Origin of the sequence: Gorillibacterium sp. CAU 1737, assembly GCF_039888655.1 — a bacterium.
Lineage (GTDB): Bacteria > Bacillota > Bacilli > Paenibacillales > NBRC-103111 > Gorillibacterium.
In genome coordinates this window covers 778,630-800,439 of record NZ_JBDQQO010000001.1, presented here as the reverse complement: position 1 = coordinate 800,439, position 21,810 = coordinate 778,630, and the positions used below count along the sequence as shown (strand labels likewise).

The following is a 21,810-nucleotide window of genomic DNA, read 5'->3' as shown; positions in this document are numbered from 1 at the left end:
GACGTGATCCGCTTTTCTAAACAAGAATAGGCAAAAAGAAGGAACGAATCCGAAAGGGGCTCAGCTCTCCCCTCAGGATTCGTTCCTTTTCATGGTCAGCCTCTATCGCGAGACATCAATCCTCTTCTCATCATTTTCCGCAGAAGCGGGTTTTGCCGCCTCCTTGTACTTTTCAATCGTGACTTCAAACGTCTTGCGTTCCCGGGCTTCCTCACGTTCTGCCTCGCTGAGTGCGCCGCTGACTTGGCTATCGTCGGAAGGCTTGTTTCGAGTTGGTTGTGCGTTTCGAATGAATTCGTTGTACTCGCCTTGGGCTTCCTGATTCTTTGCGATAGAGGTTTTGACCTGCTTGATCCGATCCCCCATCATCTCTTCTGTCCGCCTAACCCGATCGCTATACCCGCCGTCCTCCGAAAAAATCCGCCTTCGAATGGACCCTAACCCGTTCAATTGATTTCCGTGAACCGACGTTGAGATCAGGCTGTGATCCATTTTGAATTGAGCATCCTTCTTTTGCTCTTCATCTGTTTTGCGATCAGAAGCTGCGGAAGAGCGGTTGGATTCTTCTGCCTTTTGGCGATCCTCCACCCTTTTTTCTTGCTGCCGCGTCTGCATCTGCTTGTCGATTTCATCGATCTGGGCTTGCAGCTGTTTCCGTTTCGTTTCTTTGGAATCGGGGCTCAGGGATTGATCCTGCTTGAGGCTTTGCATTTGGTTGGTTAAAGTCTCTTTCGCCTTGCGTAACCCGTCCAGGACAGGATCCCCGCTCGCCCTCACGGTCGGTTGAATTGTTCGAGTCGAAACCGAAGTGATCTGCATGTATCCACCTTTCACCTTTCACCCGCAAAAATTTCTTCCATTTGAAATGCGCTTGGAGAAAGCCTGCAGCCTCCTACCTTTCTCTATATAGGTAGTTATCGGCATCATGTAAGTAAATTTGATAGAGAGCAACCTATTCTTTTCCATAAGAAGGACGTATTGTCTCCTGCTTGGATAATAAAAAGGCATCTCTAAAATTGACATCGGTTTGTCCTGGAGAGGGTCACCTGTCAATATCAAGAGATGCCTATCATGAGACCTGAGAGGCCCGGGTGGTGATGGTTACATGACGCGCTTGAACATCTTCTCCAGCTCGTACAAGGTGAAGCTGACGAGAATCGGACGGCCGTGCGGGCATGTGTAAGGGTTGCGGCAAGCGGCGAGGCGATCGAGAAGCGATTCCATGTCCGTCCTGGTGATCGGCTGATTCGCCTTGATGGATGCCTTGCAGGAGCACATCGCTGCGGCGGCATCCCGGAAAGCGGCCAGGTCAATCGCCTTCTTCTCCGCCAGCACCCAATCAATCATCTCCTCAACGAGTGCCTTCTCCTCTCCCTTCGGGAGCCAATGCGGGTAAGCTCGAACGAGGAACGCAGAGCCGCCGAACGGCTCCAGGAAGAGTCCCGCTTGCTCCAACAAGGAGATACGAGAGACCAGAACGGTTGCTTCGGCCGACGTAAATTCCAGCGTAATCGGGAGAAGAAGCTCCTGGCTCGCTTCCTCCGGCTTGCCAAATTTATCGCGATAATACTCGTAGTTGATCCGCTCATGAGCAGCATGCTGATCGATCAGGTACATGCCTTCCTCGTTCTGAGCTACCAGGTACGTCCCATGAAGCTGACCGACCGGGTCCAGCTTCGGGAAGGCCGGAAGCTCGGGGCTGGTCCCATCAGCCGGGACTGCAATGCGGGCGAGCTGCTCTAGCGGGATTGGAGCAGAGACGCCGCTCGAGCCCGTACGGTTCCAGGAGGAGCTTGCTCCATTGGATGGCCGCGGTGAACCCGCAGCCGGAACCGAAGAGGAGCGAGCAGAGTCCATGGGGAATCGGTCGGGAGAATCCGCGCGATTCTGCCAAGGGGCTGCAGCTCGCTTTTCCTCGAAAGGAATCGAGCTGCAATCCTCCGAACGAGGGGCCGTACCGGAACCTTCCGACCGGGGGAGCACACCTCGTTCTTCCGTTTGGAAGGAGGGCTGCCAGTCTTCCGGCTGGTTGCGAGTTCCCTCGGGCGGCTCGGGTGGAAGCGGAACGGACTCTTTCTCAGCGGAGAGGTCGGCTGACGTTCTTCTCTGGCCCTCCTCCCCATGCTCGTCAGGCCGATAGAGAGCAAGCTGCTCCTGCACGACCGCCTGCTTGCCAACGGTGGTCTTCCCTCCCGATGGGATCAGCGTCTGTCGGCCCAAAGCCGCACGGACGGCTTGCTCAATCAGGTGAACAAGCTCCGCTTCCTTGCTGAAGCGAACCTCCAGCTTGGAGGGATGCACGTTCACATCCAACAGGGAAGGATGCATGGTCAAATGCAGCGCTCCGACCGGATAGCGATTCACCGGCAAGAGCGTATGATAGGCGCGCAAAACCGCTTGTGTCACCGCATAGCTGCGAATGTAGCGGCCATTGACGACCAGCGTGAGCGCGGCGCGGCCGGTGCGGGTCGTCTCCGGTCGCGAAACATATCCACTGAGGGCATAATCCAGATCTTCCGCCTGCACGTCCACCATACTTTTGGCTGTGGATGCGCCGTAGACGGCGGCTAGAACGCCAAGCAAATCGCCATTGCCCAAGGTGTTCAACAGCGTGTGTCCATTGTGGCGAAGCGTGAAGGCAACCTCAGGGTGCGCCATGGCGATGCGATACAGGTAGTCCGAGACATGACCCAACTCCGTCTGAATGGTCTTCATGTATTTCAGCCGGGCAGGAGTATTAAAGAACAGTTCGCGGACCCGGATGTCCGTTCCACGCTCCGCCGCCGTCTCCTCGACGGCCTGCAGGGTGCCTCCTTCAATCACAATGCGTCGGCCGAGCCCGTCAGTGCGGCCCGTCGTGATGCATTCCACCTTCGAGACGGCGGCGATACTGGGAAGCGCCTCGCCCCGAAAGCCGAGCGTTCGGATCTGAAACAGTTCCTTGCCGCTCTTGATCTTGCTCGTCGCATGGCGAGCGAAGGCGATCTCGCAATCATCGTCGGCAATTCCTGACCCGTTGTCCTTGACCCGGATGAGCTGGAGCCCGCCTTCCTCAATGGTAACGTCAATGCGGGTGCTCCCGGCATCGACGGCGTTCTCGACGAGCTCCTTGACGACGGATGAAGGCCGCTCAACCACCTCGCCCGCGGCGATCTGGTTCGCGATATGGTCATCCAGCAGCTGTATGATTCCCATGGTGTTCTCCTTTCAGAACAAGCGGAGCCGAACATCGGCAGGGTCTAATTCAGACGTTGGGATGTCGGCTGTCCGCGTTATCATTTGCCGCCCTTCGCTTCTGCCTCTGTCAGCTTCTGCTTCAGCTCGAAGAGGAAATTCATCGCGGCAATTGGGGTCATGTTAATGAGATCCGCCGAGCGGAGGTGATCCGCGAGCTGTGTCAGCTTCGCTTCCTCGCCTTTGCGCAAGCGGGCACTATCCTTCTCGGGCAACGGATCGGCGAACAGGCTTAGCTGAACGATGCCGTCCGCAGATGCGACCGGCCCGCTGTGAGGTTCTTCGGACCGGGCTTCCGTTCTTGAAGGAGCGGCTGCTTCCTCAAGCACTTGCAGCTTCTCCGTCCGGTTCGCAGACACCAGGGTGGAGCCGGCCTCCGCCGAAACGGCCGCTTGTTCGGCAGCCGCGCGCTGTTCAAAGACATTCAGGAGCGTATAAGAGCGCTCAATGACCGAATCCGGCAAACCGGCGAGCCGTGCGCAATAGATGCCGTAGCTGGTGCTGGCTGCGCCGGCAATGAGCTTGCGCAGGAAGGTCACGTCCTGCCCGCTCTCCTTGACCGCCATGCAGGCGTTATGCAGATACGCCAGGCTTTCCTCCAGATGAGCAAGCTCGTGGAAGTGCGTGGACACAAGGGTTTTGCAGCCGATGCGGTCATGCAAAAACTCAATGACGGCTTGCGCAATAGCCATTCCTTCGCCGGTTGAGGTTCCGCGGCCCAATTCATCAATGATGACGAGGCTGTTCTTTGTCGCCTTCTCCGTCATGACGCGAATGTCCATCATCTCGACCATGAAGGTGCTCTGGCCGCCGATGAGGTCGTCCGCCGCCCCAATGCGCGTGAAGATTCGGTCGATCAGCGGAAGCTCCGCGCGCTCGGCCGGAACGAAGCAGCCAATCTGAGACAGGATCGTGAGTACGGCAACCTGACGCATGTACGTGCTCTTTCCGGCCATGTTCGGGCCGGTGATGAGCAGCACCCGCGTCTCCTCTTCCGTGAGCTTCGTACCGTTGGCGATGAAGGCCGAATCGCCCATCACCGCTTCGACGACGGGATGACGCCCGCCCTCCACAATCAAATCGTATCCGTCGGTGATGACGGGCCGCGTGAAGCGATTCTCCGCGCTGACAACCGCGAATGCCTGAAGCACATCGACCGCCGCGACGATCTCGGCCAGCTCCTGCAGGCGGCGAGTCTCAGCGGCAATTCGGTCGCGCAGCGTGCAGAACAGCTCGTATTCGAGGCCGAACATCTTCTCCTCGGCTTCGAGGATGAGCGCTTCCTTCTCCTTTAGGTCCGGGGTGATAAAGCGTTCGGCGTTCGCCAAGGTTTGCTTGCGTTCATACAGTCCCTCCGGAAGGGAGCCCAGGTGCGAACGGGTTACTTCTATATAGTAGCCGAACACTTTGTTGAAGCCGACCTTGAGCGACTTGATGCCAGTCCGTTCGCGCTCCTGCCGCTCCAGCCCGGCGATCCACGTCTTGCCGTTCCGGCTCGCTTCCTTGAGCTTGTCCAGATGCTCGTGATAGCCGTCCTTGATGATACCGCCTTCCTTCACCGACAAGGGCGGGTCTTCCACGAGCGACTCTTCAATCCAGCCGCGCACATCCGCGCAATCGTCGAGGGTCTCCGCCATCCGGCGGAGCGTCTCCGAGCCGCTCGCCAGGCAGGCGGCCCGAAATGCCGGCATCTGCGCGAGCGAGCGGCGCAGCGCCGCCAGGTCACGGCCATTGGCGCTGCCGTACGAGACGCGGCCGACGAGGCGCTCCAGGTCGTAGACATCGCGAAGCACGCCGCGCAGCTCCTCCCGTTCGATGAGGCGGTTCACCAGCCGCTCGACGGCTTCCTGCCGCTCTTCAATTCGCGAGCGGCTGTAGAGCGGCTTCTCGATCCAGCGGCGCAGCAGCCGACCGCCCATCGCGGTCTCCGTGCGATCGAGCAGCCAGAAAAGCGAGCCCTTTTTGGCCCGCTCCCGCACCGTCTCCGTCAGCTCCAGGTTGCGGCGGGTAAACGGGTCCATCGTCATGAAGTCGTCCGTCTCATAGACACGAAGCTCGGTGATATGGGCGAGTGAGCGCTTCTGGGTAACCTGCAAGTACGTCATGAGCAGGATAGCGGCTTCCCGGGCAGCTGGCTCAAGCAGATCCATCGCCTCTACTCCAAAATGCCCGCGGACGAACGCTTCATCCCGCTCTGTCCAATCGGTACGCGGCACATTGGCCGTCATCGGGAGTTCGGTGATGAGATCCAGGAGCGGACCATGCGCCAGCAGCTCAGCAGGCTGAAAAGCCGTCAATTCATCCGCCAGACGATCCTTTTCGTGCGACAGGCTCGTGACGTGGAACTCGCCGGTCGACAGGTCGCAAGCAGCGAACCCGTAGCGGCCGTTCGCCTCGGCTGCACAGGCGATGTAATTGTTCGCCCGCTCCTCCAGAAGCTTGCCTTCCATGAGCGTACCGGGGGTGACGATGCGCACGATCTCGCGCCGCACCATCCCTTTCGTGGTCGCCGGGTCCTCCATCTGTTCGCAAATGGCGACCTTGTAGCCTTTTTCAATGAGGCGAGAAATGTAGCCTTCGGCAGAGTGATACGGCACTCCACACATGGGGACGCGCTCCCCGCCCCCGCCTTCCCGTCCCGTTAAGGTAAGCTCCAGTTCCCGAGATGCCCGTACGGCGTCTTCGAAGAACATTTCATAGAAATCGCCAAGCCGAAAGAAGAGAAACGCATCCGGCACTTCGGCCTTTACGCTTAAGTATTGTTCCATCATAGGGGTATATGCCAACAGGTCCAGCCTCCAACAACGCCATTTCGGCATGATTCTTCTTCTCAGTATACCATACCGCGCTCCAAATCTCGCAGGGAAAAGGAAGCCTAGTACCTAATCTCTCCCCCTCCTGCTGCTACGAAAATAGACTTGCCGGACCAAAGAAAAAACGCCTCCCGAACATCGGGAAGCGTCTGGTGTAACCGCTCCATGGCAGTGAAGCAGACAACAGCAGGGTCATTAAAGTGCGTTGCGGAACAGCTCGACCACTTGGCTGTGCGTCGGTTGAATGGGATTCGTGGCCCCGCAGGCATCCTTCATGGCATTGGCCGCAAGTGTATCGAAATCCTCTTCCTTGACGCCCAAGTCGGCGAGTCCCTTCGGGATGCCCACTTCAGCAGCCAGGGCAACGATAGCCTCGATGGCTTTGGCTGCTCCTTGCTCGGGGCTCAGGCCCTCCACAGGTACGCCCAGCTCCTTCGCAACGTCACGCAAGCGCTCTGCGGCGACCGTAGCGTTAAAGCGCTCAATGTGCGGCAGAAGAATGGCGTTGCACACCCCGTGCGGCAGGTTGTAGAAGCCGCCGAGCTGATGGGCCATCGCGTGCACATAGCCGAGTCCGGCATTGTTGAAGGCCATGCCGGCCAAGAATTCGGCATACGCCATGCGGTCGCGGGCATGAGCATCGCTGCCGTCGCGGACAGCGGCAGCCAGGTGGTCGCGGATCAAGCCGATGGCTTGCAGCGCGCAAGCATCTGTGATCGGGGTCGCATTCGTCGAGACATAAGCCTCGATGGCGTGAGTCAGCGCATCCATGCCGGTAGCCGCCGTCAGCGACTTTGGCATCGCCATCATCAGATCGGGATCGTTCACCGCGATGGCCGGTGTGGTGTGCTTGTCCACGATCGCCATCTTGATGTGCCGCACTTCGTCCGTGATGATGCAGAACATGGTCATTTCACTAGCGGTTCCTGCCGTGGTATTGATCGCCACGAGCGGCAGCTGCGGCTTGGCGGAGCGGTTCACGCCTTCATAGTCGGCGATTTCCCCGCCATTCGCCGCGACGAGCGCGATTCCCTTCGCACAATCGTGCGGAGAACCGCCTCCGAGGGACACGACCATGTCGCAGTCGGCTTCCTTCAGAAGAGTCAGTCCTTCACGCACGTTGGTGACGGTCGGGTTCGGCTGGGTGCCGCTGTAGACCGTCGATTCCACACCAGCATCGGCAAGCACGCCTTGGACGGTGGCGACGAGTCCGATCTTCACCAGCACTTCATCCGTGACGATGAGGGCACGGCGGAACCCCATCGATTGAATTTCTTCTCCTGCGCTTTTCAGTGCACCAGAGCCCATCAGACTCAAAGCAGGCATTGCAAATTTATACACCTTTGCCATATCATTGCATCCTTTCTTTACGGAAATTTCTGTGGTAGGATGGGAATTGCTTCTTGCTTGCTAATCTTGCTGCTTGGTGTTTTACGGACTTAGCCTATCAAATCGGGGCGGTTCAAAACTAACCGAATCTATGAAAAACTAGCTTGTTTTTTACTAGAGCGGGGTTCTCCCCCGCCTTATGTGATTTATTTAACATGGAGAGGTGCCGAATGGAGCGCTGCATGCATAATTTTGACCGTTACGATGAACTTCATTACGGCTTTGAGTCGGAATCTCTTCGCCTGCTCTATTACGACTTGCCGGAAGCCTACGCGGAAACGTATGCATCCTATGAAAATCCTCGGATCTGCCTCATCCTGGATGGGGAAAAAGCCGTTACGTTGAACGAAACGGAGAATTTTCATTACGACGCAAGTGAATTTATTCTCCTGCCTCCGCACAGCCGAGTAGAGATGTCCATAGTGCGCCATACCAAGGCGCTTGCTCTTGAACTGAACGATCATCTGCTGGACAAGCTCCGCGGTCCGGTAGCGGAGGAGCTGGAGATGCAGCTTCCCGAACGGGGCTATTCCCTGAATCGCTATCCCCTAAACGGAGAGGCGCAACTTCTCTCGGAACCGCTTGAACGAATCAAAGCCTGTCTGACGGGCAATCCTGCGGACCTCGCCTTCCTGATGGACCTCGCCGCGCAAGAGATGGCTTACCACGTTCTTCGGCTGGAAGGCTCGCGCAGTCTGTTGGGTCCGGCCAGCTCGCATCCCATCCGCCGGGCAGTCCGCGACATTCACGACAACCTGCTCTCCATTCATCGCGTCAAGGATCTCGCTGCAAGCTACAACATGTCCGCCGCTCACTTCACCAATCAATTCAAAAAAGTGACGGGGCTCTCCCCGCTCGAATACATCACGAATCAGAAGCTGATGCTCGCCCGCGAAATGCTGCGCACGAAGAGTGTGACGGAGACCGCCTACGACCTGAACTACGAGAACCTGTCGCATTTTATTGCCCTGTTCAAACGAAAGTTCAACCAAACCCCGAAGCAGTACCAATTGGACTGCATGGGCAAGCTGCACTAAGCGACTCGCTCTGCCGTTGACCAAAGCAAACAAGCCCCGCTGTCCATTGCCGTCAGGAGGCAGCAGACAAGCGGGGCTCTGTGAAGAAAGTGGACGCTCCCGTTAAACGAGCTCCGGTATAAGCGGGTGGAGCGCAGCATCTTTGAGAAGAGGCCCGCGCAGAGGTGCCGCGAGGGACTCGGGCAAGGTGTAATCCGCCGCGCCTATGCCCCAGGCCGCGCGGATGTCGCCGCCGGAGTCGATCAAGCCGCGGCCTGCCGGCTCCGCGAAGAGCTGCCGCTTCAGCCAGGCGAGCTCCTTCGCCTGCTCGCGGTAAGCCGCAAGCGGCTCCAGCTCGGCCCAGAGGCGTGCGGCCGTCTCCCGCAGCGCGTCGGCATCGCCGCGGTAGAAGCGGCGGCGCAGCCCCGGGTGCAGGAGCGGGTCCTGGCGCAGCTCGCGCCAGTGAAGCACGATCGTGCGCGCGAGCGCCAGCACCCCGGCCGCCAGCTCCGGCGAAGCCAGCCAGCTCGGCAGCGGCCGGTATTCGAAGCCGCCGTGGCTTTTGCGGCGGCTGTCCCCGAGGCGGCCATAGCGCGGCCGCCTGCCCCGCGAGCCCTCCCCTTCCAGCAGCAGCAAGGGGAGGGCGCCGTAGTTGTCCAGCGCGCGCAAGAGCGGGCTCGTGAGCGGCACGCCGCTAAAGTGGATATGCCCCCCAAGGGGCAATCCCTTGACCGGCATGCCTCCAGCGAGCCACGCGAGCTCCGCGCTGGGAATGCGCTGTGCTGCGGCACGCATTGTGCGCCGCAGCGAGCGAACGAGCCCCGCCACGTCCAGACTCGGGGCGGGGCGCAGCTCCGCGAGCGGCAGGATGACGCGGTGGCCGCTCAGAATCACGGCATCGCAGCCCACCTTCCCCTGCCGGTCGAGGTAGCGAGAGGCGGGGACGACCTTGCCGCTCTCGCTGACCAGCAGGAACTCGGGGTCTGCCCCGAGCAGCAGCGACGGCTTCTCGGGCCACTCCTCTGCCGCGAACCGATTGAACGCCTCAGCGAAACGGATCGTCCATTCCCCGCGCCAGTCCGGCATGGCGTCGACTTCGGCGATCCAGGTTTCGCTCTCTGCGGTGGAGAGCACCGTCACCAGCGCGTAATCCAGCCCGAGCGCATAGACCGCCCGCACGGCATCCTTCATCGCGCGGCGCGCCCGATGCTGACGCTCCTCATCGGGCAGCTCACGAAACCGTTGGTCTCCCTGTTTCACCAGCATGGCTTCTCCGGCGGCTCCGGCTTTCCGCCCATAGACAGTGAGCGCTTCCTGCTGGAATACCGGGATGCGATATTCCCAGACGACGCTTGGCGGCAAGACGGAAGAATCTGCCTGCGAACGGCGAGTTCCAAAGAAGAAAGCTGGCTTCAGCCCGCATTCTCTCAGCAGGTCTCCTTGTCCCTTGCCGCGCAAAATCCTCAGAATAGGCGCCAAACGACCCAACAGCACCGGACTCGCCGGTTCGGGGGCAAGTCGCCCATAACGGATGACCACGTCCGCCTCCGCGTCGGCCGGAAGTTTGCTGCCATTCGGAAAGGTGAGCAATCCGGTCAACCGCTCAATCCCCTTTTCTCCGGCATGCAGCCAAAAGCACTTCACCCCTACCACCTCCTTGGCGTTTCAAGGCCTTGTTTTCGTCCATCATACAAAAAGAGGGCATCCGCCGCGAGCAGTGCCCCTAAGATTGCGTATGATGATGTAACCCTCTTCGGGAGGAGGACGATCACCGCCGTGATCAATCATCCCTCCCGAAATCAGCTCAATTCTTCGTCAAGCAGCTCCAGATCGAGTTCGTCGTAGCCGGTTTCGTCGGAGCCGTCGAACTCGAAGCTCTTCTCTTCTCCGTCCCCCCCGTTCGGGTCGACGAGAACCCACACTTTCGTTTCTGCCGTCATCTCCACCTGGAATTCCCGCTCCACTCGGATGATGACCCCCGCCCCCGAAATGCTCGCTTCCACACAGTTCGGATCGGTAACCGCCAAAGCGTACACTTCAGCCGTCGCGGGTTTATGCTTGCGGTCCAGATACGAGAGCGGAACCACATCCACGTACGAGACCGTTTCCTTGGCGACATCGGTCTTGGTGTTCCGATCATAGGAATACCAGATGTTAATATCGTAGGACCCGATCACTTCTACTCCGTTCGTGGAATGAACCGCCTCATACTGATTATTGATGATCCAAGCGCCCAGGATGCTGGTTGGAGCGTTAGACGGCGTGACGGTATGGCTCACCTGACTGAATTTACGTCCTTTGCCGCATACCGCTTTGGTAATGATTTCTCTTCTTTGCAAGTCTCTATCTGCGAACGACATGTTTCAACCTCCTCCATACACTCATTCTTTTAGCAGTGTATGCAGGACATGGGCAGATGTTGATTAACCGAGCCCTCAGAGCCCAAGATATTTTTTAGGCAGGCTTCTGTTCCTTCTCCCCGTGGAGGAGCAGGGCATGTCTTTATCGGAATTTTTTGAGTCGCCTATATAGAAAGGGGAACGTCATGACTACGGCCCAGCTTTTTATCGTGACCGGTGCATGCGGGTCGGGAAAGACGACGGTTATACCGGAGTTGCGCCGCCTGCTCCCCCGTTTTGTCGTGTTTGACGCCGATCTCCTCCAGCCGCTTGAGTATGCGATTTCAGGATGGTCAGGTTTGGCATGGAATGTAGCCAAAAGCGATATAGGGATGATCGTGTGTGGAAACTATTTGCCCCAGCATTTTGAACCGATTAGACAAAAATTTGGGAGCCACATCCACTTTCTCTACCTCAATCTTCATTGCAGCGATGCGGTCCGGCGAGAGAGGCTCGAGGCAAGAGGGTGGGAAGAGTTTCTGATCGAGTACTCCCGCCAATTTGCCCAGAACATGCTGGAGCTGACGAATCAGGTTCAACCGCCTATCCAAGTCGTGGTAACCGATCATTTGACGGTGGAGGAAACCGCCCTTCGCATCCGGGATTGGGTTCTTACCCATTACAAAAAGCCGCTTGCTACGGGGTAAAGGTCCTTATTCCCCTCGCCCTGCTTTCACTTCGGTACGCCCTTGAGGGCGTTTTTTCTTGAGCTGCTTGGCGATGGACAAGAAGGTTTTGAGCTCCAGGTTGATCTGCAGGAGAGCCGAACGGACCTCGAATTCAAGACGGTCTGCAGGCAGCGGCATCCTCTTAAACCCGGCATCCAGAAGACTCAGCTCCTCGTCGATCCTTCCGGTGTAATAGGGAATCTTCAAGTCTTCCGCCAGCTCTTCAAAAAGACGGGCAACCGCTTCTCCATGCGGAAGGCTCTGATAAACCTGAGAGACGAGATCCAGCATCCGCTGAATGGAGAACAGCTGCTGCCGCCTCATTTCAAAATACGTATGCCATTCCCCTTTGTTTTGGAACAAGGCATTTTCGTCCGCTTCACGAGCGAGCTTGCAGCCGTATTCGACCTTCTCCATGGCGACAAGCAGCTCCGTCCCGTCCCAGATGCGATGGACATCACCCAAGTGACCTGCGATCTCCTTGAAGATCTTGGAGAAGGCTTCCTCGATCTCTACCTTCGTACGCAGCATCTGCTGCTCAGATCGAGGGGTATAGATCAAGTTAATGACGGCGGCAATCCCGAGGCCGATGGCGAGCAATGCAATCTCATTGCCGATTAGCGGGAGCGAGGTGTCCCTCGCCGCATAGAAATGCAGCATGATCACCGAGCTCATGACAATGCCGTCCTGCATCTTCAGTTTATAGAGGGCATAGTACGTGACAAGCAAGTACAAGCCGATCACCCAAACGTGATAGCCGAACAATTGAAAGGCTCCGATCGCGATGAATAACCCGATGACCGATGCGGCGAAGCGGACGATGATGCTTTGAACGCTTCTTTTTTTGGTGGTATCAATGCCGAGAATGGCAAAGAGCCCGGCTGTATAAGCATTGCTCAAGCCGAGAAGCAGCGCCCCCTCTATGGAGAGGACGGCTGCGATGGATGATTTGACGACGCGGACAAGCATGATGATGGTTCCCTCCGGTTTCGCGGGCTTCAAACTTCTTTTGACAGTATACGCGCTTTGCCCTTCCCCAACAACTCCCATTTCGACCCTGTTTCGTGTGAACCTCCATCTGGCCGGGAACACTACACAGGCGTTAACCAAGGAAAGGAGGGATTTCCCATGACCCGTCCCAAAAAAGCCGGAGACGAGCCGGACAAGCCAAAGCATACCGGCGAGCAGCGAAACGGCCGCAAAAGCGCAATCAAGAACGAAAGCACCGGCGACTCCTTAACGCCAAACGAATACCTGACGGAGGAGCCCCGCTGAGAAAGCTTGAGAACAGCCGAAGAAGTCCGCTTCTTCGGCTGGTTTTGTCATAGCGTGTCGGAGGATTCGTTCCCTCCCATTGCCATTTGAAGATGCAATCCCTATAATCGGAGAGGAGCCGCTATTAATCATGTAAAAAAAAGGATGTTACTTATGTCATCGTTTGCACCCGAGCTTGTCCGCTACAGTTCCATTCTCATCGCTTTTGCCTGTGTTTGTGTGCTTCTGGTGAAATTCACTCAGGAATACATCAGCGGCACCCTTCTGGGCAAGCCCATAACCGGCCGCTTTGCTTATCCGCCTCAAGCTGCAGATGTTCCCTTTGTCCCCTTGGGCCGCCGTAAGCTGTGGACCAGCGTTCTAACTTATTACGCCATTACCCGCGTGTTGATCTTCGTAGGGGCCTATTGCTACAAGGCGGTCACCACCAATTCCAAGCCTCCGCTCGTTCAAACCTTCATTAAGATGTTCAAGATCTACGACACGGAATGGTACCTGGGCATCGCTCAGTACGGCTATCGCACCACTGGGCATGATCGCCTTTCGATCTGCTTCTATCCGCTCTATCCCGCTCTCGTCAAGCTGTTCCATTACGTCATTCCGGGCTATTTCGCTTCTGGAGTGGTCGTCTCTAACTTGTTCCTCCTCGTTGCCCTCTATTACCTGGTTCGGCTCGTGGAGTGGGAATACAAGGATTCGGAGACTGGCATTCTCACTGCCAAATACCTGCTGCTGTTCCCGTTCTCTTTCTTCTTCAGCATCGCCTATACAGAATCGGTCTTCATTGCCTTTACCATCCTGACCTTCTATACCTTGCGCCGCAAAAAATGGCTTCTCGCCGGTCTGTTTGCGATGCTGGCCGCGCTGACCCGGAACCAAGGGGTATTGCTGGCCTTGCCGATTCTCATTGAGATCTTGTATGATCACGAATTCTTCCGTAATCTCCGGTCTGAGAACACGACGTTCCGAACGAAGCTCAAAGGGATTGCCAGCCGCCTGTCTGCACTGGCTCTGCCGCCGATCGGAATCGGGATCTACCTTCTCGTGAACAAGCTTGTTACGGGCGATTGGCTGCAATTTCTCGTCTATCAACGCGAGCACTGGAAGCAGAAGTTCGGATTCTTCGCAGATCTGCTTGCCCGCCATACCGGCAAGATCATTACAGGCGAAACCCGCTATGCCTTCGGCATCTGGATTCCCGGCATTTTGTTGTTCTTCATCGCCCTTGTCCTGCTGATCGTCACCCTAAAGAAGCTGAGGCTCTCCTATGCAGCCTTCGCCTTTGTCTACATCATCATTTCGTTCTCTCCAACCGGCCTTCTGAGCGGCCCCCGCTATGTCGGCGGACTCTTTGTCCTCTACCTGATGGGCGCTCTCCTGCTTCGGAAAGCACCGACCATCGTTCGCTCCGGGGTGGATGTTGTGCTCGGTTTCTCTCTCTGCTTCTATTCGGTGCTCTTCGTACTAAAGTTTGTCTTCTAATCTCGTCTTCCGGCGAAAAATTCAAAAGGACTCCATTCCCTCAAGCGAGGAAAATGGAGTCCTTTTTTTTCTTGCTATCCGAAGAGCCCAGCCTTGCTTACCAAGCCAGCTTCTTTTCCAGGAAGCCCTTCAGCTCGGCGATCGGCATGCGCAGTTGTTCCATCGTATCGCGATCACGCACCGTCACTTGGCCGTCTTGCTCGGATTCAAAGTCATAGGTAATGCAGAACGGCGTACCGATCTCATCCTGACGGCGGTACCGCTTGCCGATGGACCCGGCGTCGTCGTAGTCCACCATGAAGTCCTTGGCCAGCTCTGCAAATACTTGACCTGCGCCATCCGCGAGCTTCTTGGACAGCGGGAAGATCGCAGCCTTGAAGGGGGCAAGTGCTGGATGCAGGTGAAGAACTGTACGGCTGTCGCCACCCTCAAGCTCTTGCTCCTCGTAGCTGTCGATGAGGAAGGCCAACGTGACGCGGTCTGCGCCGAGCGACGGCTCGATGCAATACGGAACGTAGCGCTCCCCTGCTTCCTGGTCAATGTATTGGAAGTCTTCCCCGGAATGCTCCATGTGCTGCTTCAAGTCGAAGTCCGTCCGGTCTGCGATGCCCCACAACTCGCCCCATCCGAACGGGAAGCGGTACTCCACATCAGTCGTCGCGTTGCTGTAGTGGGAGAGCTCATCCTCGGAATGATCGCGCAGACGCATATTCTCCTCGGTCATGCCGAGATTCAGCAGCCATTCCTTGCAGAAGGCGCGCCAGTACTCGAACCACTTCATGTCTTCGCCTGGCTTGCAGAAGAATTCCAGCTCCATCTGCTCAAATTCACGAGTCCGGAAGGTGAAGTTGCCGGGCGTGATTTCGTTGCGGAAGCTCTTGCCAATCTGGCCAATCCCGAAAGGAAGCTTTTTGCGCATCGTGCGCTGAACGTTCTTGAAGTTGACGAAGATCCCTTGCGCCGTCTCCGGACGCAGGTAGATTTCGTTGGTACTCGACTCCGTAACACCTTGATGGGTCTTGAACATCAGGTTGAATTGACGGATATCCGTATAATCGAAGGCACCGCAATCCGGGCAGACGATGTGATGCTCCTTCACCAGGTCCATCATCTGATCGAAGCTGAGGCCGTCGACCACCATCTCGATGTCCTTCTCCGCCAGGGCATTCTCGATGATTTTGTCCGCACGATGACGGGCTTTACACTGCTTGCAGTCGATCATCGGATCGTTGAAATTGCCCACGTGGCCGGAGGCGACCCATGCTTTGGGATTCATCAGAATGGCTGCATCAAGCCCAACGTTGTATGGAGACTCCTGGATGAATTTCTTCCACCAAGCCTTCTTGACATTGTTTTTCAGCTCAACGCCCAGTGGACCGTAATCCCAGGTGTTTGCGAGTCCGCCGTAAATTTCCGATCCCGGGAAAATGAATCCCCGGTGCTTGGCGATTGCAGTAATTTGGTCCATCGTTACCTTCGTGCTCATTGTGTGTTCTGCCCCTTCATCATAAAGTGTTCAACCGTTTGGCGAACTTGCGCTGGAGGAAAATAAAAAGCCCCCGTCCTCCGGACAAGATCGCCTCTTGTCCGGGGACGGAAGCTATCACGCTCCCGCGGTTCCACCCCGGTTGACACTTCTGCCGGCCACTCCCGAAGGAAGGCTTGCAGCCATGCCCACTTTCACGCCATTCAGCTCGGGAGTGCCGTTTCCCCGGTTGTTGGTCCAGGCTCGCACCGCCCCTGGATCGCTTGCCCAACAAATCTCCGCGTACTATCGCTCTTTCATCGCCGAATTTGATTTGCATCCAGATTACCGTTTTCGCGGACAATTGTCAAACCGGATTTTCATCCGTACCGGAGCGTTGGACATTCACGGGGGCAAGGAGAATGTCCGTTACGGAGTCGTTCCGGATACCAGGGTACCGTTGACGTACACGGCCACTTTCGACCAGTCGCCCAGGCTCGTTTGGGTTGCTCCGTAGGAGAAATCGTTCGTTTCATTGAAGTTGGACCAGTCGGATTTGTGAATCCGGCTCTGAATGATGCCGCTTTGAGCTCCTGCAGCAAGCGAGCCGGCTCCCGGCTTGAAGCTGATCTCCAGATACGTGTCCGCAGTAGCCGTTGGCGTTGCCAGAGACACGAACTGAGCTTGAATGTTGCTGCCGCCTACTTGAGCATAATCGCAGAAGTAGTTCAGGCTAGCCGTGGTCGTGTCTTTCGTGAAGTAGTAACGGATTTTGACATCGCTCAAGTTCACTGCACTTGTGCCGGTGTTGACGACATTGAAGTGCGGAGTGATGGAGTTATCCGTTGCGTTAGTGGAACTGGTCATGTACTGTACTTTTACATTGCCAGCCGGTGTCGGCGTGACCGTCGGCGTTGCGGTCGGCGTCACGGTCGGCGTCGGCGTAGGTGTTGGGGTTGCAGTCGGGGTGACCGTTGGGGTTGGCGTTGGCGTTGCAGTTGGGGTTGCTGTTGGCGTTGCAGTCGGCGTGGCCGTTGGCGTCGGGGTCGGCGTTGGAGTAGCCGTAGGTGTCGGAGTTGGTGTCGGTCCCGAAGATCCAATCAACCGATCAAATTCAGCGAATGCGGTGGCGATATCCACTTGCGACCAGAAGCGGTGGAAGGTGAAGGTCGGGGTGCCGTTCTCCCACTTCTTCGTCACCGGATTCCAGGACGTGTTATACAGGTTCAGCAGGTAGGACCAATTCGGATCTTGCGTGAGCTTCGGACGTAGTTCCGCGAAGCTGATATAAACTCCGTTGCCGCCCTTTGCAGGATCGGAAGCGACAGCCGTCGGGCCGGGAATCGTGTTGCCTTGCCCGAAGGTTCCCGTCCAGCCTGCAGGGAAGTAAACGGATTTCTCGAAGTAGCGGTAAGCATCGCCCTTCGGCTCTTGCGTCACAATCCCGATCCCGTCATTCAGACCCCAAGCAACATTCAGGAGTTGATCGGCAAGCGTTTTGGCTTGGGTGCCAAGAGCCGAGTAGTTCCCGCTGTTGTCAATCTTGGTTGCTGCTGCGAAATAGGTCAGGGCCTTGATGTAGCTGCCCAATACGCCTACGTCTTGACCCGGGTTCTTGGTCACGGCGCGGAGATTCGGGTTGCCTGTGAAGGAGGAGAAGCCATTCCACGAATCCGGTTGACCGGTCCAATCGACATTGCTCGGAATGTAGAATTGTCCAGGCGCGTCAACCGTGGCGATCACCGGATTGTTGCCGCCAAGAACCCGTTGACCGGTAGACGTGAGATAGAAGCCGTCCGCATCCGACAAGGGCTTCTTGTTAACGAAGGTGTAATCCATCGCCCAATCTACCCATTTGGTGATAACCGTCTTGGCCATTTGATAATTCTCGGAGGTCAGCTCTCCCTTGGAGGCGAGAATGTAGTACATTTCCGCTACACGCTCCAATGGCCAAGCTTGCATCCCGAACCAGGTGTTGGAACCCGGATCGCGGTAAACCGGATTTTCTTGATAAGCCATGCCGTAGAAGGTGCTGGTGCCGGCCGGGTATTGCTGATAAGCACCATTGTAGCTGTTGGTCGCACCGCCGCCCATAGCTCCTTCATTGGACAACAGCCAGGTGTAGAATTCCAGCTGCCGCTTGAGCGAGGTATTCCAGTCCGCTTGAGCGGTCGGAGAAAGCGGAATCAGTCCGGCTTCCGGCTGCGAAAGCGCGTAAGCGGCTACCGGGTTTTGGTACCCTTGGTGGAAGTGGCTGGCGCCGATTCTCCAAGCCCAGTTGCCGGTCGTTCCCAAACCGCCGCCCCAAGCCGTGTACCAAGCGAGCAGGTAGGCACTGGCATCCTTGCCGGTACCGGCGCTCGGGGAACCGCCGGAAGCGCTTCCGATTTTTTGGAAGTACTTGTCATACATCGTGTAGCGGAGGTAGTCCCCCATCTTCTTCGCTTTGTTCAGGTAGACCGAGTTGTTGTAGCCCATCTTCTTGGCCCAATACATGACCTGTACAGCACGGGCATCTGCATCGGCTGCGCTCGTATAACGCCATTGAGCGGAAGGAGTATTGGTTTCCTTCGTGAAGAGGCTCATGAAGCCTTCATTGGCTTTCCCGAAGGTTTTGTTGTCCTGAGACGGATGCGGAATTGTCTCCCACACCGACTCTTGTTCCCCGCGTTGGTAGGTGTTCACATAGGTCGCAATGTGAGACGGATTCAGCAGGTTGCCGTATCCGTACCAATTGTCTACGTCGACCAGCCAGTGCATTTGATAGGTTTGGTTGTTGCCATAGGTCGCCTTCAACTCGGCGTCAAGCGGATCCTTCCCTGGTGCATATTGTCCCGACAATTGGGATGGATACTGGTCAGGCTGAGGCTTTTCCGCCGCATAGGTCGCCGGGCTGGTAGGGTTGTAATAGCTCATGGTCGGCTGCTCGGTGGCACTTGGAATGATGTACTTTTCCATGTTGTCCCATGCCGCTTCCAGCTTGCTCCAATCGCCGGTATAATTGCCGTAGATCACTTCCAGCCACAGCCAGTAGCTGTAAGCTTCCGAGGTGGTCATGTGCCCGTGGTCAGGCGCTTCGCTGAGCAGGGTCTCAATGGAATGGTACGGAATGCCTTCGACCGAGAAATACCCGTGGGATGGATCCTTGATCTGGTTGTACATCTGCAGGAAGCGAGTTTTGTTCTCGCTGTCCGCCGCTTGAGCCTTCTGAAGATTCGTGCTCGTAAAGCCCGTGAAGAGAAGAGCGGAGCTCAGCACGACCGCAAGGCCTTTGCGAAACCGTTTCTTTTTCATCCTCGAACAACCTCCTTAGGGTTTGATATGGTTAGGGAGCGATCCCATAAACCAACGTTCCGTTTTGATAGAGCGTGATTTGATTCCAATCGACGAGGTTGAGCTTCGTGGCATCAAACGAGTAATCGTTTGCCTCGTTGAAGTTGGACCAGTCATTTTTGTGGAAGCGGGTTTGAATCACACCGGACTCCCCGCCTGCTGTTAAATTACCGGATCCAGCCTTAAAGGTAAGCTCCAGGTACGTATCGGCTGTTGCCGTCGGAGTCGCCATCGTGACGAACTTCGCTTGCACGTTTGTGCTTCCGATTTGGGCATAATCGCAGAAGAAGTTGAGGGATGTCTGCCCATCCTTCGTGAAGTAGTACCGAATCGTAAGCGTGCTCAAGTCAACGGCCGTCGACCCGGTGTTCACGATATTAAACTGAGGCATGATCGCATTGTTCGTTGCATTGGTATCCCCCGCCTTGTATTGCACCTTAAGGGCCCCAGGCGGCGAGGTTGGCGTTGCCGTCGGGGTTGCGGTCGGCGTGGCCGTTGGCGTTGCAGTCGGCGTAGCCGTCGGGGTTGCAGTCGGCGTGGCCGTTGGCGTTGCAGTCGGCGTGGCCGTCGGGGTTGCAGTCGGCGTAGCCGTTGGCGTTGCAGTCGGCGTGGCCGTTGGCGTTGCAGTCGGCGTGGCCGTTGGCGTTGCAGTCGGGGTCGGCGTCGGGATGACTCCTCCCGGCTCTTGGCCGAACACCTTCACGCCTGCATCATAGACTGGAATCTTGGACGTCTTCACAACACCGGAGCTGGTGAGGCCTGCATACGAGAAGTCGTTTGCCGGATTCCAGGCTCCTTGCGGTCCGCTGATGCGGAATTGAATCTCCTTCTTGAAGTGAGGCTGGCCGCCGGGATAAATCTTCGTTCCCGTGAAATCTACCAGCACATAGTAGATGTGGTTGGCCGCATCATAAGGCAGCACCTTCGAGACGGTGGCCCCTTGATTGTAATTGGTGTTCACCGTCACTTGGTCGGCGGTGTACCCTGCGGCATAAACCTCGCTCAGATCGATGAAATACTTGAAGGAGAGCTTATCGCCCATCTTGGCCGGCCAGCCGGAACGGTTGTTCAAGAGGGCTTTGATTTCAGTGAAGTTCGTGTTGGCTTGGTTGATTGCGGCTTCCACGAAGAATTCGTCCTCGCGCGTCTCCGGCGCGGGGAAGTTTGCGAGCGGAAGCTGACCGGCGCCATAAAGCAGGTTCATCTTCGCCAATGCACCGGTAAAGCCAGCGTTGTAATCGGTCGCTACTTCGTTGCTCACGTAGTCGGAGATGCTGTCGGTATAACCATCGGACTTGTCTGGGCCGCCTACCAATGCTCCGTACAGAATGTGCCGGTGATTAACCGGGACCGATTGGCTGTCCGACCAGGAACCGTGCGAAGTTCGGTGATGCGGATGCTGCGGCGAATTGTTCCCGTAGCCCACGACATAACTCCGGTTCGAAGGGTTGTCACCCAGCATGTAACGGATTTGACTTACGCCGAAATCACGATAACGCGCTTGTTTGACGGGGTCCGTTACAAAATCAGAGTAGACAAAAGCAAGGAAGGAAGCGTTTGCAGAATAGCGGAGCGAACCCCAGGTATCCAGCCATGCCAGTCCGCCAGGGGTATAGGAAACCCGCTGCCCGTTCGTGCCGACCGTCCAGAAGTCCAGGTTGCGCTCGGTTTCTCGGGTGAAGGTTTGCGCTTCCGGCATGCCGAGCTTGGAGGTAATCCGGGCGAGCAGCAGTTGGGCGCCATATCGCTTGTCGTCCCAATTGATCGTCCACTTGACCGGCCAGCTCCCATCCTGCTCCTTGCCCCAGCTTGCAGTAGCGGCAATGGCCTTGTTCAGATAAGTCGTATCCTGCGTGGCCAGATAGAGCCAGGCTCCGCCCCAGGACAGCTCATCCTGATACCCGCTCCAGGATTTGTAGAATTGTCCGGCATCCGTAATGCTGTCCGAATAGCTGCCGCGATACGTGTCTGCAAACGAATAGAGCTGTTTGGCATGAGTCAACAGCGTATCGGCATAAGCAGGATCCGTCGGCCGGAAAACGAGGGACGAGGCGGCAAGGGCTGCTGCCGTCTCCGCTGCGAGATCCGAACCCGGTTTCGTTGCGTCAATCTTGTACGATTTCCGCTCCATCTGCATCACTTCAGCAGGCCCCCACCAGGAGTGGTCGATGCCGCCGGTTCCGACCTGACCATACAGCTCGTTCGGTGCGGTATGAGCCTTGATGAAGTAGTCCGTAGCCCACTTCAGGTTCTCCAGAAGCTTGTCGAGCTGGCCGGCTTGTTGATAACCAGCGCGATACTCGTAAGCCGACCAAGCGAGCATGGTGGCCGAGAACGCCATCGGGAACCCGAATTTCACATGGTCGCCCGCGTCGTACCAACCGCCGGTCAAGTCAATTCCGACATCGGAGCCGTCCAACATGCCCGAGTCTCCGCGCCATTCTACCCGATTGTTCGCTGGGAGATCACCCGATCGCTGCGCTTCATAGAAATAAATAGCTTTTTGCAAGGCCTCCGCGTAGTTGTAGCTTCCTGCCGCTTCGGTCACGCCTCCGTTCCGGGTCGCGGGAAACAACCCCGCTACCAGACAGATCACCAACAGCCACATGCTCACATGCTTGAAACTACGGCTCTTGCATCTCATTCTCTCACCCTCTTTTTTTAGTTGGAAGCTCCCAGTGAACATCAATTAAGCGCTTACACTTCCTCCTTTCTTCTTATTATCAGATTGGAATT

14 protein-coding genes are annotated in these 21,810 nt (G+C 56.8%); 4 read left to right on the top strand and 10 right to left on the bottom strand.

Features of this window, described 5'->3' with window-relative positions:
- Positions 1-102 precede the first annotated feature (102 nt).
- From AAFN83_RS03690 to yiaY, 4 genes are all read right to left on the bottom strand, one after another.
- The gene (locus tag AAFN83_RS03690) at positions 103-819 is read right to left on the bottom strand and encodes a FlxA-like family protein (RefSeq protein ID WP_347767142.1); all 717 of its coding nucleotides are present in this window, start codon (positions 817-819) and stop codon (positions 103-105) included.
- Between the two features lie 282 nt (positions 820-1,101).
- The gene (gene mutL / locus AAFN83_RS03685) at positions 1,102-3,195 is read right to left on the bottom strand and encodes a DNA mismatch repair endonuclease MutL (RefSeq protein ID WP_347767141.1); all 2,094 of its coding nucleotides are present in this window, start codon (positions 3,193-3,195) and stop codon (positions 1,102-1,104) included.
- Positions 3,196-3,275: 80 nt separating this feature from the next.
- Positions 3,276-6,023: a DNA mismatch repair protein MutS gene (mutS, locus tag AAFN83_RS03680; protein ID WP_347767377.1), complete on the bottom strand. Its 2,748-nt coding sequence runs from the start codon at positions 6,021-6,023 to the stop codon at positions 3,276-3,278.
- Positions 6,024-6,242: 219 nt separating this feature from the next.
- Entirely contained in the window at positions 6,243-7,397 is a 1,155-nt protein-coding gene (gene yiaY / locus AAFN83_RS03675; protein WP_347767140.1) for an L-threonine dehydrogenase, read from the bottom strand.
- A 209-nt stretch (positions 7,398-7,606) separates the two neighbouring features.
- On the opposite strand from yiaY, the gene AAFN83_RS03670 reads away from it, so the two are divergent.
- Entirely contained in the window at positions 7,607-8,473 is an 867-nt protein-coding gene (locus AAFN83_RS03670; RefSeq protein WP_347767138.1) for a helix-turn-helix domain-containing protein, read from the top strand.
- 102 nt (positions 8,474-8,575) lie between these two features.
- On the opposite strand, the gene AAFN83_RS03665 is transcribed toward AAFN83_RS03670, so the two are convergent.
- On the bottom strand, positions 8,576-10,096 hold the full coding sequence (locus AAFN83_RS03665) for a putative amidoligase domain-containing protein (RefSeq protein WP_347767137.1): 1,521 nt from the start codon (positions 10,094-10,096) through the stop codon (positions 8,576-8,578).
- Positions 10,097-10,251: 155 nt separating this feature from the next.
- The gene (gene cotE / locus AAFN83_RS03660; RefSeq protein ID WP_347767135.1) at positions 10,252-10,812 is read right to left on the bottom strand and encodes an outer spore coat protein CotE; all 561 of its coding nucleotides are present in this window, start codon (positions 10,810-10,812) and stop codon (positions 10,252-10,254) included.
- A 185-nt stretch (positions 10,813-10,997) separates the two neighbouring features.
- Between cotE and AAFN83_RS03655 the strand changes: the two genes are divergently transcribed.
- A complete protein-coding gene (locus AAFN83_RS03655) occupies positions 10,998-11,498 on the top strand; it encodes an AAA family ATPase (RefSeq protein WP_347767133.1) in 501 nt (166 codons plus the stop codon).
- Positions 11,499-11,504: 6 nt separating this feature from the next.
- Here AAFN83_RS03655 and AAFN83_RS03650 read toward each other — a convergent pair whose 3' ends face one another.
- Positions 11,505-12,488 carry an aromatic acid exporter family protein gene (locus AAFN83_RS03650; RefSeq protein ID WP_347767131.1) on the bottom strand — a complete coding sequence of 328 codons (984 nt, stop codon included), beginning with the start codon at positions 12,486-12,488 and terminating at the stop codon, positions 11,505-11,507.
- Between the two features lie 159 nt (positions 12,489-12,647).
- Here AAFN83_RS03650 and AAFN83_RS03645 point away from each other — a divergent pair, with 159 nt between their 5' ends.
- Entirely contained in the window at positions 12,648-12,794 is a 147-nt protein-coding gene (locus AAFN83_RS03645) for a hypothetical protein (protein WP_347767130.1), read from the top strand.
- 153 nt (positions 12,795-12,947) lie between these two features.
- Positions 12,948-14,276, top strand: coding sequence for a glycosyltransferase family protein (locus tag AAFN83_RS03640; protein WP_347767129.1), 1,329 nt, complete (start codon positions 12,948-12,950; stop codon positions 14,274-14,276).
- A gap of 97 nt (positions 14,277-14,373) precedes the next feature.
- Here AAFN83_RS03640 and AAFN83_RS03635 read toward each other — a convergent pair whose 3' ends face one another.
- The 3 genes from AAFN83_RS03635 to AAFN83_RS03625 all read right to left on the bottom strand — a co-directional run bounded on the left by AAFN83_RS03635 (position 14,374) and on the right by AAFN83_RS03625 (position 21,718).
- Complete coding sequence (locus AAFN83_RS03635) at positions 14,374-15,762, bottom strand: glycine--tRNA ligase (RefSeq protein ID WP_481810467.1); 1,389 nt, start codon at positions 15,760-15,762, stop codon at positions 14,374-14,376.
- A gap of 408 nt (positions 15,763-16,170) precedes the next feature.
- Entirely contained in the window at positions 16,171-19,035 is a 2,865-nt protein-coding gene (locus AAFN83_RS03630) for a glycoside hydrolase family 48 protein (RefSeq protein ID WP_347767127.1), read from the bottom strand.
- A 31-nt stretch (positions 19,036-19,066) separates the two neighbouring features.
- Complete coding sequence (locus AAFN83_RS03625) at positions 19,067-21,718, bottom strand: glycoside hydrolase family 9 protein (protein WP_347767126.1); 2,652 nt, start codon at positions 21,716-21,718, stop codon at positions 19,067-19,069.
- Positions 21,719-21,810 lie beyond the last annotated feature (92 nt).